This window comes from Archangium lipolyticum (assembly GCF_024623785.1).
In the GTDB taxonomy this organism is placed as follows: domain Bacteria; phylum Myxococcota; class Myxococcia; order Myxococcales; family Myxococcaceae; genus Archangium; species Archangium lipolyticum.
In genome coordinates this window covers 48,806-63,468 of record NZ_JANKBZ010000042.1, presented here as the reverse complement: position 1 = coordinate 63,468, position 14,663 = coordinate 48,806, and the positions used below count along the sequence as shown (strand labels likewise).

10 protein-coding genes are annotated in these 14,663 nt (G+C 69.4%); 5 read left to right on the top strand and 5 right to left on the bottom strand.

Annotated elements, in window-relative coordinates; genetic code table 11:
• Nucleotides 1–15: 15 nt before the first annotated feature.
• Both NR810_RS46785 and NR810_RS46780 read left to right on the top strand, forming a co-directional pair.
• The gene (locus NR810_RS46785; RefSeq protein ID WP_257462233.1) at nt 16–1,548 is read left to right on the top strand and encodes an Hsp70 family protein; all 1,533 of its coding nucleotides are present in this window, start codon (nt 16–18) and stop codon (nt 1,546–1,548) included.
• A 12-nt stretch (nt 1,549–1,560) separates the two neighbouring features.
• Nucleotides 1,561–2,256, top strand: a complete 696-nt coding sequence (locus tag NR810_RS46780; RefSeq protein WP_257462232.1) for a J domain-containing protein — start codon at nt 1,561–1,563, stop codon at nt 2,254–2,256.
• Between the two features lie 13 nt (nt 2,257–2,269).
• On the opposite strand, the gene NR810_RS46775 is transcribed toward NR810_RS46780, so the two are convergent.
• Nucleotides 2,270–2,911, bottom strand: a complete 642-nt coding sequence (locus NR810_RS46775) for a PaxA (RefSeq protein ID WP_257462231.1) — start codon at nt 2,909–2,911, stop codon at nt 2,270–2,272.
• A gap of 344 nt (nt 2,912–3,255) precedes the next feature.
• Between NR810_RS46775 and NR810_RS46770 the strand changes: the two genes are divergently transcribed.
• The 3 genes from NR810_RS46770 (at nt 3,256) to NR810_RS46760 (ending at nt 8,371) form a co-directional block, all read left to right on the top strand.
• Complete coding sequence (locus tag NR810_RS46770; protein WP_257462230.1) at nt 3,256–4,206, top strand: hypothetical protein; 951 nt, start codon at nt 3,256–3,258, stop codon at nt 4,204–4,206.
• A 29-nt stretch (nt 4,207–4,235) separates the two neighbouring features.
• On the top strand, nt 4,236–7,037 hold the full coding sequence (locus tag NR810_RS46765) for a TonB-dependent receptor (RefSeq protein ID WP_257462229.1): 2,802 nt from the start codon (nt 4,236–4,238) through the stop codon (nt 7,035–7,037).
• 83 nt (nt 7,038–7,120) lie between these two features.
• Nucleotides 7,121–8,371: a phospholipase D-like domain-containing protein gene (locus tag NR810_RS46760; protein WP_257462228.1), complete on the top strand. Its 1,251-nt coding sequence runs from the start codon at nt 7,121–7,123 to the stop codon at nt 8,369–8,371.
• Nucleotides 8,372–8,450: 79 nt separating this feature from the next.
• Here NR810_RS46760 and NR810_RS46755 read toward each other — a convergent pair whose 3' ends face one another.
• From NR810_RS46755 to NR810_RS46740, 4 genes are all read right to left on the bottom strand, one after another.
• Nucleotides 8,451–9,953, bottom strand: a complete 1,503-nt coding sequence (locus NR810_RS46755; protein WP_257462227.1) for a hypothetical protein — start codon at nt 9,951–9,953, stop codon at nt 8,451–8,453.
• Nucleotides 9,954–10,002: 49 nt separating this feature from the next.
• Nucleotides 10,003–10,770 carry a hypothetical protein gene (locus NR810_RS46750; RefSeq protein ID WP_257462226.1) on the bottom strand — a complete coding sequence of 256 codons (768 nt, stop codon included), beginning with the start codon at nt 10,768–10,770 and terminating at the stop codon, nt 10,003–10,005.
• 93 nt (nt 10,771–10,863) lie between these two features.
• The gene (locus NR810_RS46745; protein WP_257462225.1) at nt 10,864–13,803 is read right to left on the bottom strand and encodes a CHAT domain-containing protein; all 2,940 of its coding nucleotides are present in this window, start codon (nt 13,801–13,803) and stop codon (nt 10,864–10,866) included.
• Nucleotides 13,803–14,342 carry an RNA polymerase sigma factor gene (locus tag NR810_RS46740; RefSeq protein WP_257462223.1) on the bottom strand — a complete coding sequence of 180 codons (540 nt, stop codon included), beginning with the start codon at nt 14,340–14,342 and terminating at the stop codon, nt 13,803–13,805. The genes NR810_RS46745 and NR810_RS46740 overlap by 1 nt, the downstream gene beginning before the upstream one ends.
• Between the last annotated feature and the right edge of the window lie 321 nt (nt 14,343–14,663).

The window sequence follows — 14,663 nt, the reverse complement described above, 5'->3', positions numbered from 1 at the left end:
GGAGGGACGGGGCGTATGGGAATCGTTCTCGGAATCGACCTGGGCACGACGAACAGCTGCATGGCCATGGTCGATCCGGCCACGGGGCAGGCCCGCGTCCTGACCAACCGCGAGGGGGAGCGCACTACCCCCTCTGTCGTCGGCTTCGATGCCTCGGGCAAGGTGACGGTGGGCAGCGCGGCCCGCCGCCAGGCCGTGCTCCACCCCCGGGACACCGTCTTCAGCGTGAAGCGGCTCATCGGCCGGCGCTTCTCGGATCCAGCGGTGCAGAAGATCATGAAGCTGCTGCCCTACGAGGTGGTGGCGGACCCCTCCGGCAACGCCGCGGTGCGCGTGCACGGCCAGGTGATGACGCCGGCCGAGGTGTCCAGCCACGTGCTGCGCTACCTCAAGGAGAGCGCCGAGGCGCAGCTCGGCCAGAGCGTGGACGGCGCCGTCATCACCGTGCCCGCCTACTTCGACGAGGTGCAGCGCCAGGAGACGAAGAACGCCGGCCAGCGCGCCGGGCTCACCGTGCACCGGCTGCTCAACGAGCCCACCGCGGCCATGCTCGCCTGCCGCTTCGACGAGTCCCAGCCGGAGAACATCGCCGTGTTCGACCTGGGCGGCGGCACCTTCGACATCTCCCTGCTGCACGTGGAGGGCGAGGTGGTGCAGGTGCTCGCCACCTGCGGCGACAACTTCCTGGGCGGAGACAACGTCGACGAGCTGGTGGTGGACGCCCTGCGCCGCATCTTCCTCAAGCAGACCGGAATGGACCTGACGGGCAACCCCGAGGCCCTCTGGCGCTTGAAGGAGGCCGCCGAGGCCACCAAGCGCACCCTCTCCGAGATGGATCAGACGTCCATCGAGCTGGCCTTCCTCGCCGCCCTCCCCGAGGGGCCCCTGCACCTGTCCATCCCCTCCTTCTCGCGCACCCTCCTGGAGAACCTGGTGGCCCGGGAGCTGGACAGGCTGCGCGCGCCCTGCGAACAGGCCCTCCAGGACGCGGGCCTGAAGGTGGAGGACATCCACCGCGCCATCCTGGTGGGCGGCATGACGCGCATGCCCGCGGTGCGCGCGCGCGCGGAGAAGTACCTGGGCCGTCCCGGCGAGCGCTCCGTCAACCCCGACGAGGCCGTGGCCATCGGCGCCGCCCTGGAGGCGGACATCGTCGCCGGCACCTCGCCCGAGGAGCCCAAGGTGCTGCTGCTGGACGTGCTCTCGCGCAGCCTGGGCATCCGCACCGAGGGCGGCCGCTTCAGCGTCCTCATCCCCCGCAACACCACCATCCCCACGCGCGAGACGAAGGTGTTCGCCACCACCTCCGACCACCAGACCCACGTGGACATCGAGGTGTACCAGGGCGAGGCGCCCACCGTGGAAGGCAACCGCTACCTCGGGGAGCTGCAACTGGCGGGGCTGCCCGCCGCGCCAGCCGGCACCGTGCGGGTGGCGGTGGACTTCACCATCGACGCGGATGGCCTCCTCCAGGTCACCGCGCGCGAGCCCGCCACCGGCCGCAAGGCCGAGGCGACGCTGCGCCCTCCCACCGCCAGCTCGCCCTGAGAGGGTTTCCCCATGTCCCAGGACCCCTCGTCCCTCCACGACAAGAATCCCTTCGAGGTGCTCGGGCTCCAGGGCACGGAGGACCTGCCCGCCATCCGCAAGGCCTTCCTGGCCATCGCCGCGAAGTCCCACCCGGACCGGCTCCGGATGAAGTCGGAGGCGGAGAAGGCCCAGGCGCTGGAGACCTTCCTGAGCGCGAAGAAGGCCTTCGAGGTGCTGTCCCACCCCGACAAGCGCCGCGAGTGGAGCGAGAAGCTGGCCCGCGCGAAAGCGGCTCCCCCGGCACCCGTGCCGGTGTCGTCACCCCGTCCTGGCCCCGCCTTCACGCCCGTGCACGGCGTGCCCGTCGCCCCGCGTCCCGCGACTCCGGCCGAGGTGAAGACCCCGGCCATGCCCACTCCGCGCGGAGGCCCCCTGCCCGCCGCCATGGCGCTCCAGCTCTACAAGCTGGGCATGCTCGCGCTGGAGTCCGCGGACTACGCCAAGGCGCTCGACCTGTTCTCCAAGGCCGCCAAGGCGTCCCCCACACCTCGCAACCAGGCCATGGAGCTGGTGAGCCGGGGCCACCAGTACCTCAGCACCCGCTTCTTCGATCGCGCGCGCGAGAGCTTCGAGCGCGCCCTCCAGCTCCTGCCCGAGTGCCGCGAGGCCCGGGCGGGCCTGGAGCTCATCGACAAGCAGTCGGGCCGCTACCTCAAGGGCCGCTAGACGCGCGCCCCCCTCACTGGATGGTGATGGGGATGTTGTAGAGGAAGCACACGGGCACCTTCTGGGGCTTGTACTGCCAGCCCTCCTTGATGCCCGCGATGATGTCCTCGTCCGCGCCGGGCACGGACTTCACCGCCGTCACTTCGTAGACGTTGCCGTCCGTGGACACGCAGATGCGGTACATGCCGTTGAGCGTGCCCTGGCCACGGCGCGACTGCTTGAAGACCTCGGACAGGCGCGGAGGCGTCTGGCGCACCACGTCACGCTGGATGACGAAGGGCGGCACGTTCTTCGGCTTCACCGGCTCCTCACCCGTGCCCCCGAGCTGACCGCCGAGCTGCCCTCCCACCACGCCTCCAATCACTCCCCCCACCACGCCGCCCTCGACTCCTCCCTGCACGCCGCCCTCGACTCCGGCCGGACTCTCCTCCGCGGCCGGCTCGGCCTCGGGCTCCGGCTCGGGAGTGGGCTCGGGCTCGGGCTCCTTGGGCTTCTCCTCGATGATCGGCTGGATCTTCTCCGGCTGGCGAATCACCACCTCCTTGCGAGGGGTGGGCTTGCGCTGCACCACGGAGCGCACACCCGCGGGCGGCGGAGGCGGCGGCGGGGGCGGCAGTGATCGCATCAGCGACACGGCCACCTCCTTCTCCTCCACGGGCTTCTCCTGGGGCCTCGTGATGAGAAAAAGCACCCCGATCACGCCAACGTGGACTACCACGGAAAACAGGGTAGGACCGAACAGGTGGGAAGACTGAGAAGCGGTCTGCTGCGCGAACATGGGGTATGGGGGCTGAGGGTCCCCCTCTCATACCACACTCCGGCGCCCTGTCTCCCCTACCCCCCCGGTCAGGATGTGAAATCCAAGTGAAAATGGGTGCCCGGTTGGAAAAAAACCTCAAGTGTTGATACATGGCCGTCCCGGCAGCGGCGCGCGTTCACTCCAGAACGCCCATGTCGAGGCCCCCACCATCTCCCCCACTCTCCCCAGAGAGGCTCCTCGTGCAAACGAAGCAGAAATGGGCACTGACGCTGATGATGGCGTTGGGTGCCGTGTCCTGTGGCGGCTCGGCTCAGCCGGGTGATCCGTATCGGGGCACCATCGACGCCAGCGGACTCGACTCGAAGTTCCAGCCCCACGCCACCTGCGGCTCCAACAAGCGGGACAAGTGCCCCTTCGCGGTGCAGAAGGCCTACAGCGGCGGAACGGAGTTCTCCTACTTCTACCTGGGCTTCATCGCCAAGGATGACAAGAACCTCTCCAAGGACGCCCAGCAGCGCCCGGCGGTGCCGGCCAGCGCGGTGAAGATCACCGCGTATGACTTCGCGGAAGGGTGCAAGACGGGCAAGGAGTACGACGTCCGCACGGACGCGTACCGCGAGGACACGCAGTACTCCGTGTTCGACGGACTGCCCTTCACCAACACGAGCGCGCTGGTGGTGCCGCTGGTGAAGGTGAAGTCCTGGTCGGAGATGCCGCAGCAGCCCTGCAACGCCATCAAGGACCTCACCTCCCTCAAGGAGGGTGACTTCGGTGGCAAGGAGGCCGAGGGCGAGTCCTTCGCCTTCCGCGCCATCATCGACACGACGTATGCCCCCTACCCGCCCCCGGCCGAGCTGAAGTCCGGGTGGTACCGCGGCCTGCAGCTCGCCTACTTCGACAGTGGCGCGGTGACGGTGGACGAGGCCGGCAACTTCAAGACGATGGACGCCGTGTGGCTGAAGGCCGCCGCCGCCGACAAGGCCCCGGTGTACAACTCCAGGTTCGTGTTCCAGGCCCGGCCCGGCGGGGAGAAGTGGTCTCCGGTGGTGCGCGTGTATGAGCTCGTCCCGCCCGCGGGCACCAACTACACCAGCCTCTGCTACGACCCGCCGTGCGCCGCGGACGCGATCGACATGACGACGGTCAAGACCCTCTCCGGCGTGATGTTCCTGGCGAGCAGCCCGCAGTGAGCCCCTCCTCTTCCCCCGAGACTTCATTCATGACCACTACCACCCTGCTCCGTGGCCGGGGCCTGCTGCTGGCGCTGCTGGCGCTCACCGTCCTGCCACTGTCCGCGCTCGCCGCGGGCGAGAACTACGGCCGCGTCTCCGGCTACGTGTACGACCCCACCGGCACCCCGCTGTCCGAGGTGCCCCTCACCATCAGCGGCCCCGCGCTCCAGCAGCCCATCTCCCGCACCAGCGGCGAGGACGGCCGCTTCGAGTTCACCCAGCTTCCCCCGGGCGAGGGCTATGCCCTCGAGGTGAAGGTGGAGGGTTTCACCCCCATCAAGAAGACCGGCATCATCATCCGCCTGGGTCAGACGACCCCCGTGGACGTGAAGCTGGAGGTGCTCACCGAGACGCAGGCGGTGGCCACCTATGAGATCGTCGAGAAGGTCAACCCCATCATCAACCCCGACTCGGCGCAGACGGGCGCCGTCGTCACCTCGGAGAAGGTGGCGTCCATCCCCGTCTTCACCCAGGTGCAGGCCATTCCGCAGCTGGTGGCCGGCGTGGGCCCGGGCAACGCCCCGAGCAGCCGCGGTGGTCTGTCGCGCTACGGCAAGTTCTACGTGGACGGCATGGACACCACGGACGTGTCCGACGGCTCCATCACCTCGCCGATGAACTTCTACGCGGTGGAGAACTTCGAGGTCATCACCGGCGGCCTGGATGCGCAGTACAACGCGCTGGGCATGGTGGAGAACGTCGTCACCAAGAGCGGCTCCAACAAGTTCACCTACGACGCCACCATCATCCTGTCGCCGGCCTGGAGCAACGCCAAGGCGAGCTCCGCCACCAACCAGACCCCGTCGACGGGCGGCTTCCTGCAGAGCAGCACCCCGCAGTCGGAGACCGACTTCTACTCGCCGATGCTGGCCTTCGGCGGTCCCATCATCAAGGACCGGCTGTGGTTCTACGTCAGCGGTCAGTGGAACATCAGCAACCAGGAGACGCCGCTCACCGTCAATGGCGTCCAGGAGAACCGCCCCAAGGACACCAACACCCGCATGGGCCGGCTCAAGCTCACCTGGCAGCCCACGGACAAGGACCGTCTGTCCGTGGCCTTCAGCATGGATGACAACGTCATCGGCAACAACTCCTCCAGGGCGACGACCTCTCTCGAGGCGGAGTCGCGCATCGACCGCGGCGGCACCTTCATCATCGCCAACTACGACCGCAACATCAGCCAGGACGTCCTCTTCCAGCTCCAGACGGGCGCCACCAACAAGCGCGCGTTCATCGGGCCGCAGAACGCCGACCTGAACGTCCCCGCGCACGTCGACCTGGGCAACAACTCCTTCCTCACGGGCTCCTGGGGCAACTACTCCAACGAGAACAAGTGGCGCTTCCAGTTCGACCCCACCGTCCTCTTCAAGGCGGGCGCGCACCAGATGAAGGGCGGCCTGCAGCTCGGCTACCTGACGGGCCGCATGCAGGTGGGCAACACCGGCAACGTGCGCTACTTCGACAGGAACGGCGTGTGCAACCCGGACGACGTGGCCGCTGGCGGCTGCGAGTCGCGCACCACCTACTACAACCTGGACGGCCAGCCGGGCCCGCTCACCACGAGCGCCTCGGTGGCGCAGCTCGGCGCCTTCTTCCAGGACCGCTGGACCGTCAACCGCCAGCTGACGCTGGTGGCCGGTCTGCGCGCGGACGTGGGCCGGATGTACGCGGACAACAACCAGTTCGTCACCAACCTGGTGGGCATCGGTCCCCGCCTGTCGGCGACGTACGACATCACCAATGACCGCAAGACGCTGCTCAAGGCGCACTACGGCCGCTCCAACGAGGTGGGTGATGTGTATGTCGCGCAGCACGCCAACCCCGAGCCCATCCAGATGGCGGCCAAGGTCGTCAACGGCGCCTTCGTGGAGTGCACCCCGGACACGGTGCTGGACCCCAGCAACACCAACTGCACCCGCTCCGGTGGTCTCGCCCGCCGCACCTTCGACAAGACGCACACGCCCCCCAGCGTGGACGAGCTGAGCCTGGGCCTGCACCGCGAAATCACCGAGGGCACCGTGCTGGGCCTGGACGTCACCTACCGCCGCTACAACAACCTGTGGGTCGACGAGGAGGTGAACCAGATCTGGGACGCCTCCGGTACGCGCGTGGTGGGCTACGTGGACCCCACCAAGACCGGCACGCAGGTGCTGGTGCACAACCCGGACGACGCCTGGCGTGACTACAAGGGCATGGACCTGTGGGTGCAGGGCCGGACCGGCGGGTGGGACCTGCTGGCCAGCTACACCCTGGGCTTCAACAACGGCACCGTGGACACCTACTTCGACGGCTACGGCGCCAACCCGCGCATGAAGTACCTGTTCGAGGGCGCGACGCCCGACGACATCCGCCACACCTTCAAGGGCTCGGTCAACTACAGCACCAGCTTCGGCCTCGACTTCGGCTTCCGCGCCCGCTACCTGACGGGCACGCCGCTGTGGATGAACCAGTCGGTGTCGTACCCCGACAGGACCACCCTGTACCGCTCGCCGCGCGGCACCGGCTTCTCCACCAACCGTGGCACGCCGAACTTCAACGACCCGTCCACCATCTCCGAGCTGCGCAACCCGGACCAGTTCGTCCTCGATGCCCAGGCGCGCTACGACATCGGCCGGCTGTTCCAGATGTCGAACAAGCTGGAGCTGACGTTCATGGTGGTGAACGTGCTGAACAACACCGACCCGACGTTCTATTACGACCGTTGGGCGCCCTCCAACAGCGACTACGGCCTGGTGTCCGGCCGCAGCCGCCCGCTGCAGGCGGAGCTGCTGCTGCGCTTCCGCAACTAGCGTCAAAGTCAGACACGTTGTGAATCCGGGGCCCTCCGCGAGCAATCGCGGGGGGCCTCTGGTTTTCGTATACGGTGCCTCCCATGTCCCTGCCCCGGTCGAGCGTCTTCCTTCTTTCCCTCTTGCTGTCCCTCGCGTGCGCCGCGCCGGCTCCGGCCGTGCGCGCCTCCGCTCCCGAGTCCACTCGTGCCGGGTCTCCTGACCTGGTGCTGGTGGAGAGCGTCCCCGTGGAGACGACGCTGGACCACGCGGACATCCCCGATGCCAGGGACGTGTGGCCGGAGATGGTGAACGGCGCCACGCGGACGCTCGACATCTCGCAGTTCTACGTGAGCAACGAGCCCAACAGCCGGCTGGAGACCGTCATCCAGGCCATCGAGGCGGCGGCGGACCGGGGCGTGAAGGTGCGGCTGCTCGCGGAGGAGAAGTTCTACAAGACGTACCCGGAGACGCTGGAGCGGCTGGCGAAGCGGCCGGGCATCGAGATGCGCAGGCTGGACACCGCGAAGTCCATGGGCGGCGTACAGCACGCGAAGTACTTCGTGGTGGACGGGCGCGAGGCGTACCTCGGCAGCCAGAACATGGACTGGCGCTCGCTGGAGCACATCCAGGAGCTCGGGCTGCGCATCCGCGTCCCCGAGGTGGTGCGCTCGCTGGCCGATGTCTTCGAGCTGGATTGGGGGCTCGCGGCGGGAGGCACCGCGCCGGCCACGGTGACGGCGGTGGGCGGTCCGTTCCCCGCGAACGTCTCGGGAGGCCCGGTGCGCGTGACGCCCGCGCTGAGCCCCCAGGGCTGGCTGCCGGACCCGGGCACGTGGGACCTGCCCAGGATGGTGAAGCTCATCGACGGGGCGAAGCGCTCGGTGCGGGTGCAGCTGCTCACATACCGGGCGCGCGGGCGTGACGGGAGCACCTTCCCCGAGTTGGAGGAGGCGCTGAAGCGGGCCTCGGCGCGCGGGGTGAAGGTGGAGCTGCTGGTGGCCGACTGGGGCAAGCGCAAGGGCACCATCGAGGGACTCCAGGCGCTGCACGCGCCGCCGGGGCTGACGGTGAAGCTCGTCACCATTCCCCAGTGGTCGGGCGGGTTCATCCCGTTCGCGCGCGTGGTGCACGCCAAGTACATGGTGGTGGATGGCGAGAATGCGTGGCTCGGCACGAGCAACTGGGAGCGTGACTACTTCACGCAGAGCCGCAACGTGGGCGTCATCGTGGAGGGCGCGCCGTTCGCGAGCCAGCTCGAGCGCTTCTTCTCGGACACCTGGTCGAGCCCCTACGCGGCCGAGGTGGACCCGAAGGCCACCTACACGGCGCCGAACATCAGCGGCTCGCCCTGAGCCACGGAAGAAAGCCGCTGGCTCGCTCCAAGGGGGCGCGCCAGCGGCGGGGTTCATCACCGGAACAGGGAGGGGCTCTTCACCTGGGGGTGCTCCTGAATTGGGGACCCAGCAGCCGCTTCAGCGCTTCCTGCTCGTCCCAGGCCGACGTCGGCACGGCGGGCTCCACCTCCACCCGGCGGGAGGCCAGTGGCAGCCGGATGGCGGGGTCCCCCAGCAGGATGTAGTTGGCGAGATCCTGGCGCTGCATCCACAGCCGGGCCTTGTCCGCCGGATCCACGGAGGATGGACGCCCATCCATGAGATCCATCTGCTCCTGGTTGTAGAGCATCGCCAGCTCGCTGCTCGCCTCGTTGAGGAACTGCAGCAGGGTGCTCAGGGCGACACCGGCGCGGCTCCCCTGGGCGAGCGCCCTCAGCAGTTCGATGAAGCGCGAGGGCGTACGGCGGCCCTTGTCGTTGAAGCTGTAGGACCAGGCCAGGTCCACGTGCCCCATCACCGCCAACGGCCCGTTGGGGTTGGCCAGCGCGGCCTTGGGCAGCGCGGCGATGAAGGGCTGCTCCCCCTGCTGGGGCAGCGCTTCGAAGCCCCTGCGCGCATTCGGGTCGGTCGGGGGGAGCTGGCGCAGCCAGTGCGTGTAGCTGCTCCGCGAGGGCGTCCCCGCGCTGAAGCACGCGAAGCTGAACCAGACACCACCCGGCAGGAAGGGCCGAGACGCGAGCGCCTCCGCCGACAGGAACCGCCCGTCCGGCAGCTTCAGCTCTCCCTGGTGCGCGAGCCGCTTCTCGGGCTTGTCCCAGCCGCCCGAGGGCCGGCCCCTGCCGTGGCTCAACGTGAACAGCACACCCGGCCCGGGCCGCTCCGCGTGGGACAGGAGCTCCTCGATGGACGCGGCCCCCTCCCCTCCCAGCTCGAGGATGTCCGCCGCGGGGAAGTCGTCCAACTGCTGGCGCTCCCGGCAGGCCTCGACGCTCGGGGCGATCAGCATCTCGTACCCCATCTCCGTCGCGCTGGTGCGGTCCCGCGAGGTGTAGAAGAGCATGCGCGCGCTCGCCTCTCGCGCGGCCGCGTCCTCCCACCGCAGCACCTTCTCGACATAGGCCTCGTAGCCCGCGTCCGACGAGAAGGCCAGCCGCCCCACGAAGGCATCGGTGGTCAGCGCCTGCTGCAGCTCCAGCGGCACCTGGTGCAGATCCCCCAGGAGCAGCAGGTAGCGCGGGCGGTTCTTCTCGGACATCTTCTCGTCGCGGAAGATCTCCCTCTTCCATTCCGCGGCGAACGCGCCGTCCATCACGGACGGGACGCGGTAGATCTCCACCGGCGCACCTCCCTGGGACGCCTGGCGCAGCCGCCGCAGCGGCTCGACGAGCGCCAGGAGCTTGTCACCATCGCTTCCCTCCGGGACCACCAGTCCCCAGCGCTGGGCGGGCAGGTCGTTGGGATCCTTCGTCGCGTCCCACAGGTCTTCCGGCAGCTCGACAGCCTGGGGCCGTGGAGCGCGCTGGAGCGTCTCCGCCTTCAATCCCTGGCCAGGCGCGGCCGGGCGTTCATCGTCATGAGCGAGCAGCAGCTCGAGTGTCATGGGTTCCCCCTCCGTTCCACGGTGAATCCATCCCGTCGCGGCTCACGGGTCAGTGCTGCGCAGTGACCTCCTGTGTGCTCGTGCGGAGGGTGCTCTCGCCGGTGGCGGGCGGAAGCGAGCGCGCATCGAAGGCCTGGGGGTGCGCCGTCCTGACGTACTGCTGCAGGTAGTCCAGCGGCGGCCAGTCGCAGAGCCCCACGTAGATACCGGCATCCCTCAACCGGGCGACGAAGCCATAGAGGTGCTCGCCCACATTGCCCCTGGCCACGAAGACGAACAGGTTCACGCCCGGTTCCGGGGCGCTGGTGCACACGCCCAGGGCCAGGAATTCCTCATGGCCGGGCAGCGGCATGATGAAGACCTTCCGCAAGGAGATGTACTGCGCGGGCCAGATGGGCTCGTCGGAGATGGGCACGGACAGCACCTCCTCCCACAGCAAGTGACCCGAGCCCCCCGCGTAGGAGATCCTCCCCGCGTCGGTCGAGCCCTTGGGCGGATCCGTCTCCTCACCATCGAAGGGGTCGTCGGAGGTGTACCGCTTCACGAGGGGCCACGGCAGCGGCACCCGCTCGTAGAGCTCCACGCCGGCCCCGGACCGCTTCATCCGCTCCAGGAAGTCCCCGAGGCGCTCGCCCACCCGGCCCCTGGCCACGAAGAGCACCGTGTTGGACGGGCCGAGCACGCCGAAGGCCACGAACTCGGCGGGGTTGGGCAACGGCATGAGGAAGACGCGCCGCGAGCGGTCCTCGACCCCGCGCCAGTAGGGGTAATCCACGGAGAACTTGAGGTTGTAGAGGACCGGCTCCTGATGGCTCATGACTGGCTCCTGTGCTGGGAAGGGTGGATTCGCTCCACCCGTGCACAAGAACGGCCCCGGCCCGGTTTGTTACCTCACCCTCTTTTTTTCCTCTCACTCGAAGAGGAGCACGCTGTCGAGCCACGCCGTTCCCCGGCCGGCGCGCAGCCACTGCACGCGCTCGTCACGCAGCGCGAGGGCCGGCGCCGTCCCCGAACGGATGCGCTCGCGGACGGCGTTGAAGAAGGCTCCCGCCTCCAGGTCCGGAATCTCCACTGTCGCCGCGAGCACGCCGCGAGCCCCCGCCTCGATGAAGGAGGCCGGGAGGCTGAAAGGCGTGTCGAACGAGTAGGCCGTGTGGGCGGCGTGGCAGGCCACGAGCACCACGAAGGGAGCACCCCGCAGGGAGGCGGAGCGCACCCGCGGCACGCTCAGCTCCGGGCCGTCCTGCTCGGGCGCCAGCAATAGGTAGGAGGTGTTGGAGTAGCCATCGACGATGCCGTGGGCCACCAGGTCGATCTCCGTGGCGTCCCTCATGGCGGAGAGGACCCGGGAAGGAGTCGCCTCGGTCCCCGAGAGCGTGACGCGCTGCTCGTCGGGGCCGAAGACGGGGGTCCAGGCATTGAGCCGCTCGAGAGAGCTCTCGGGTGGCAGCTCCGCGTCCACGTCGAAGACGACGAGGTGGACCGCGGGCCCCACACGCGAGGCGCGGGGAGCAGAGGTGCGCGTCAGGTAGCTCCAGGCCATCTCCGGCGGGAGCAGCCCCGCCCTGCCATGGAGCGGAGGCCGGGCCAGCACCTCCACCCGCGGGCACGTGCGCAGGGCCGCCAGGAGCTTCTCCGGCACGAACCCGTCGAGCCGCTGGGGCAGCGGCTGGCGCCGGGACTCGTCGAAGTGACCGAGCAGCTCCCCGGAGGCGCCCCGCGCCAGGAGCAGCGTCCGCTCCGAGTCCGCGGTGACCGCCAGCAGACACTTCCCTGGCAGCTCCATGCCCCGCTCGCGCGCGAACAGCTCCAGCGCTTCCGGGAAGGCGCCGCGCCGGCCCGCGTCATGCAAAAGGGAGGTGTAGCTGTAGGCGCGCGCCCGCCGCGCCCCCGGGTCATCCTCGAGGCCCGGAGCCGATGCCTCCTCGATGGCGCGCTGGAGCAGGGCACGCCCCCGCGCCGCGTCACGCTCGATGTAGAAGCGTCCCTGCATGTGCGTGGCGACCGCGCGCTCGCCCGCGCCCAACGTGGGCCTGGCCGCATCCAGCGCCCGGTTCAGGTGGGCCTCGTCCCCGGGCTCGCTCTTCAGCCGCGAGATGTCCGCCAGGGAGAAGGCGCCGCCGTACAGGAGCGGAAGACCCGTGGCCAACGCGGAATCGATCTCCCGCCGGGCCTCGTCCACCCGGAGCTCCCGGAACGCGATGCTCGCGAGATCCTGGTGGGCACGGCGCCGCATGTCCGGATCCTCCCGGCCCCGCTCGAGGTACTCCCCCAGGTAGGCGCGCGTCAGCGCCGCGTCGTTCACCACCCGGGCGATCCGCGAGAGGTTCCACAGCAGATCATTCTCCAGCTCCCACTCGTTGTTCTCGCGAGCCGACTTCCAGCTCCGCTCGGTGTGGGTGCGCGCGGCGTCGACCATGCGGCGCTGGATGTAGAGGTTGGACAGCTCGCGATCGATGCAGAGGCAGCGGTACTCGACGCCGCGCGCCGTGCAGAGGCCGCGCGCGGCGAGGAGGGTCCGGGTGGCCTGGGTCCAGCGCCCGGCGGCGCTCTCGACCCTTGCACGCTCCTGCGCCGCGAGGAGCTGGAACCAGACGTCCCCCGTGGCGGCGGCCTTCGCCTCGTAGAGCTCCAGGTGGCGGGCGGTGGCGCCCATCTGGATGAGCGCGCCCAGGAGGATGTCATCCTCCCGCGACTGGAGGAGCGCCGCGAGGAAGCGCTCCCGCTCCTCCGAAGAGAGGCGCTTGTCGATCAACTCCGAATACTGGCGGGCGAACGGGGCGCGGCGCGAGAAGTCCGCCTCCGCGATCCGGTGCACGTAGCGCTCGAGCACGTCACCGCCCGCCCGCGCATCCAGCTCCCGGGCCACGGGCAGCAGCGCCAGCACCCGCTCCCGGTCCGGGGCCGCGCGGACGGCGTCATAGAAGAAGAGCCGCGAGATGGGCACCTCGCCGAAGCCCTGGGGCGTCACGCCCGGAGTGGCCTCGCGAAGGGCCCGGCCCGCCTCCCGGGTGGCCATCCACCGGGTGCGGCGCTCGAACACGGCGCGCTGGAGGGCCTCGGCCTTCCGTGCCGCCTCATCGGACCAGCCGGGCTCCTTCAAGGCGGCGACCTCGGTGAAGGCCTTTGCCGCCAGCAACGGCAACCCCAGCTCGCGCAGCGCCAGGCCCCGGTTCCACAGCGCCTGCGGATGACGAGGGTGCTGCTCCAGCACGTCGTCCACCAGACGGAGGGCCTCCTTGGGCTGGCCCTTGAGCAGCAGCGCCACCGCGCGGTCGTTGTCCAGCTCCGGCGAGTGCGCCAGCTTCTCCAGCTTCCGGAGCGCCTGATCCGCCAGCCCCTTGTCGTCGCGAACCAGGTAGGCCGCCGCGAGGCCGTGGGGATCCTCCCGCTCGAGCCAGGCCATGGCCTCGAGCGGCAGCTCCTCCGGGTTGCCCGCTCCGCCCATCATCTTCGGAGCCGGGGGACGGTAGACGTCGGCGCCGGGGTGGCCGAGACGCGCCTCCAGCAGGCGCTCGGTGCGCTGCGCCAGCCACACGTCCTGACGGGGCCTGGAGGGCAGCAGGAAGCGCACCGCCACCAGCACCAGCAGGGCCGCGGCGAGAGCGGCTGGCACCAGCACGACGGGCCGCCGCCAGAAGGCCACGGGCATGACGCGCGATAATGGAGCCGGCGCGCTCTCGGCTGCGTTCTCGGCGTGGCGGTGTGCCAGGAGCTTGAGCTGCAGCAGCTCCGTCACCTCGCGCTGGCACCGGGCGCAGTCGGGAAGGTGCTGGCGGAACGCCTCGGCGTGTTCGGGAGCCAGCTCCCCGTCCACGAACAGCTCGACGTTGTCACAGAGGCTGTCCATCAGTTCACTCCGGATTGGATGTGCCGCAGGAGGAACTCGCGCAATCTGGCGCGGGCATCGTGCAGCCGCTTGGAGACCGTGCCCACCGGAATGCCGAGGGAACGAGCGATGTCCTGGTATTTCTTCCCGGCCGCGTGCAACTCGAACGTGGCGCGAATCTTCGGGCTCAACGTCTGGAGGGCCTCGGAGAACTGCGCGTCCGTGAGCGAGTCATAGACGGGCCGGGAGTCGGGCTCATGCGCCACCACCACCTCGTTGCTCAGGTGGGGATCCTTCGCGCCCTGGGCCTGCACCCGCCGCCTGCGGCACTGGTCGTAGAAGAGATGGGTCAGGGTGGTGACCAGCCAGGCCTCGCAGCTGCGCTCGTTGGGGAGCGCCTCCAACTGGCCGAAGGTCTGGATGAATCGCAGCAGGGCGTCCTGCACGAGGTCCTCCGCGTCGGTGGCATTGCGGCAGAGGTTGTGGGCCTGGGCAAGCAGCCAGGCTCGATACCGCGTGGCGAACTCCCCGGCTCGTTGCTCGCTCTTCGCCTTGTCCATTGGCTGTGGTGGCCCCCTTCGTCGCCCCGGGTCCTGCTCACGGGGACGAACAGGCAGCTTTATGACACGGGCCCCACCTGTTGGGGAGGGTCCGTCCGGCTCGGTCTGGCCCCACGACGGGGGGACGTCCGGTTGCCGGGCCTCACCGAGAGTGCGCGCCGCGTTCATCGAGGGTGCTTCGTGGGCCTCGGGATCACATGACCGTGGAGGAGCCAGGAGCCGCATCAATCGTCTCGTTCGAAGGAGCCAGGGGGAGGACCGCGTGTCCTCCCCGCTCCGGCAAGACGCGAAGGGAGGGATTTGTTACCCGCGCCGCCGACG

Excerpts from the sequence above, each read along its gene's own strand:
- NR810_RS46785 (WP_257462233.1), top strand. The coding sequence starts at position 16 with ATGGGAATCGTTCTCGGAATCGACCTGGGCACGACGAACAGCTGCATG.
- NR810_RS46780 (WP_257462232.1), top strand. The coding sequence starts at position 1,561 with ATGTCCCAGGACCCCTCGTCCCTCCACGACAAGAATCCCTTCGAGGTG.
- NR810_RS46765 (WP_257462229.1), top strand. The coding sequence starts at position 4,236 with ATGACCACTACCACCCTGCTCCGTGGCCGGGGCCTGCTGCTGGCGCTG.
- NR810_RS46760 (WP_257462228.1), top strand. The coding sequence starts at position 7,121 with ATGTCCCTGCCCCGGTCGAGCGTCTTCCTTCTTTCCCTCTTGCTGTCC.
- NR810_RS46755 (WP_257462227.1), bottom strand. The coding sequence starts at position 9,953 with ATGACACTCGAGCTGCTGCTCGCTCATGACGATGAACGCCCGGCCGCG.
- NR810_RS46750 (WP_257462226.1), bottom strand. The coding sequence starts at position 10,770 with ATGAGCCATCAGGAGCCGGTCCTCTACAACCTCAAGTTCTCCGTGGAT.
- NR810_RS46745 (WP_257462225.1), bottom strand. The coding sequence starts at position 13,803 with ATGGACAGCCTCTGTGACAACGTCGAGCTGTTCGTGGACGGGGAGCTG.
- NR810_RS46740 (WP_257462223.1), bottom strand. The coding sequence starts at position 14,342 with ATGGACAAGGCGAAGAGCGAGCAACGAGCCGGGGAGTTCGCCACGCGG.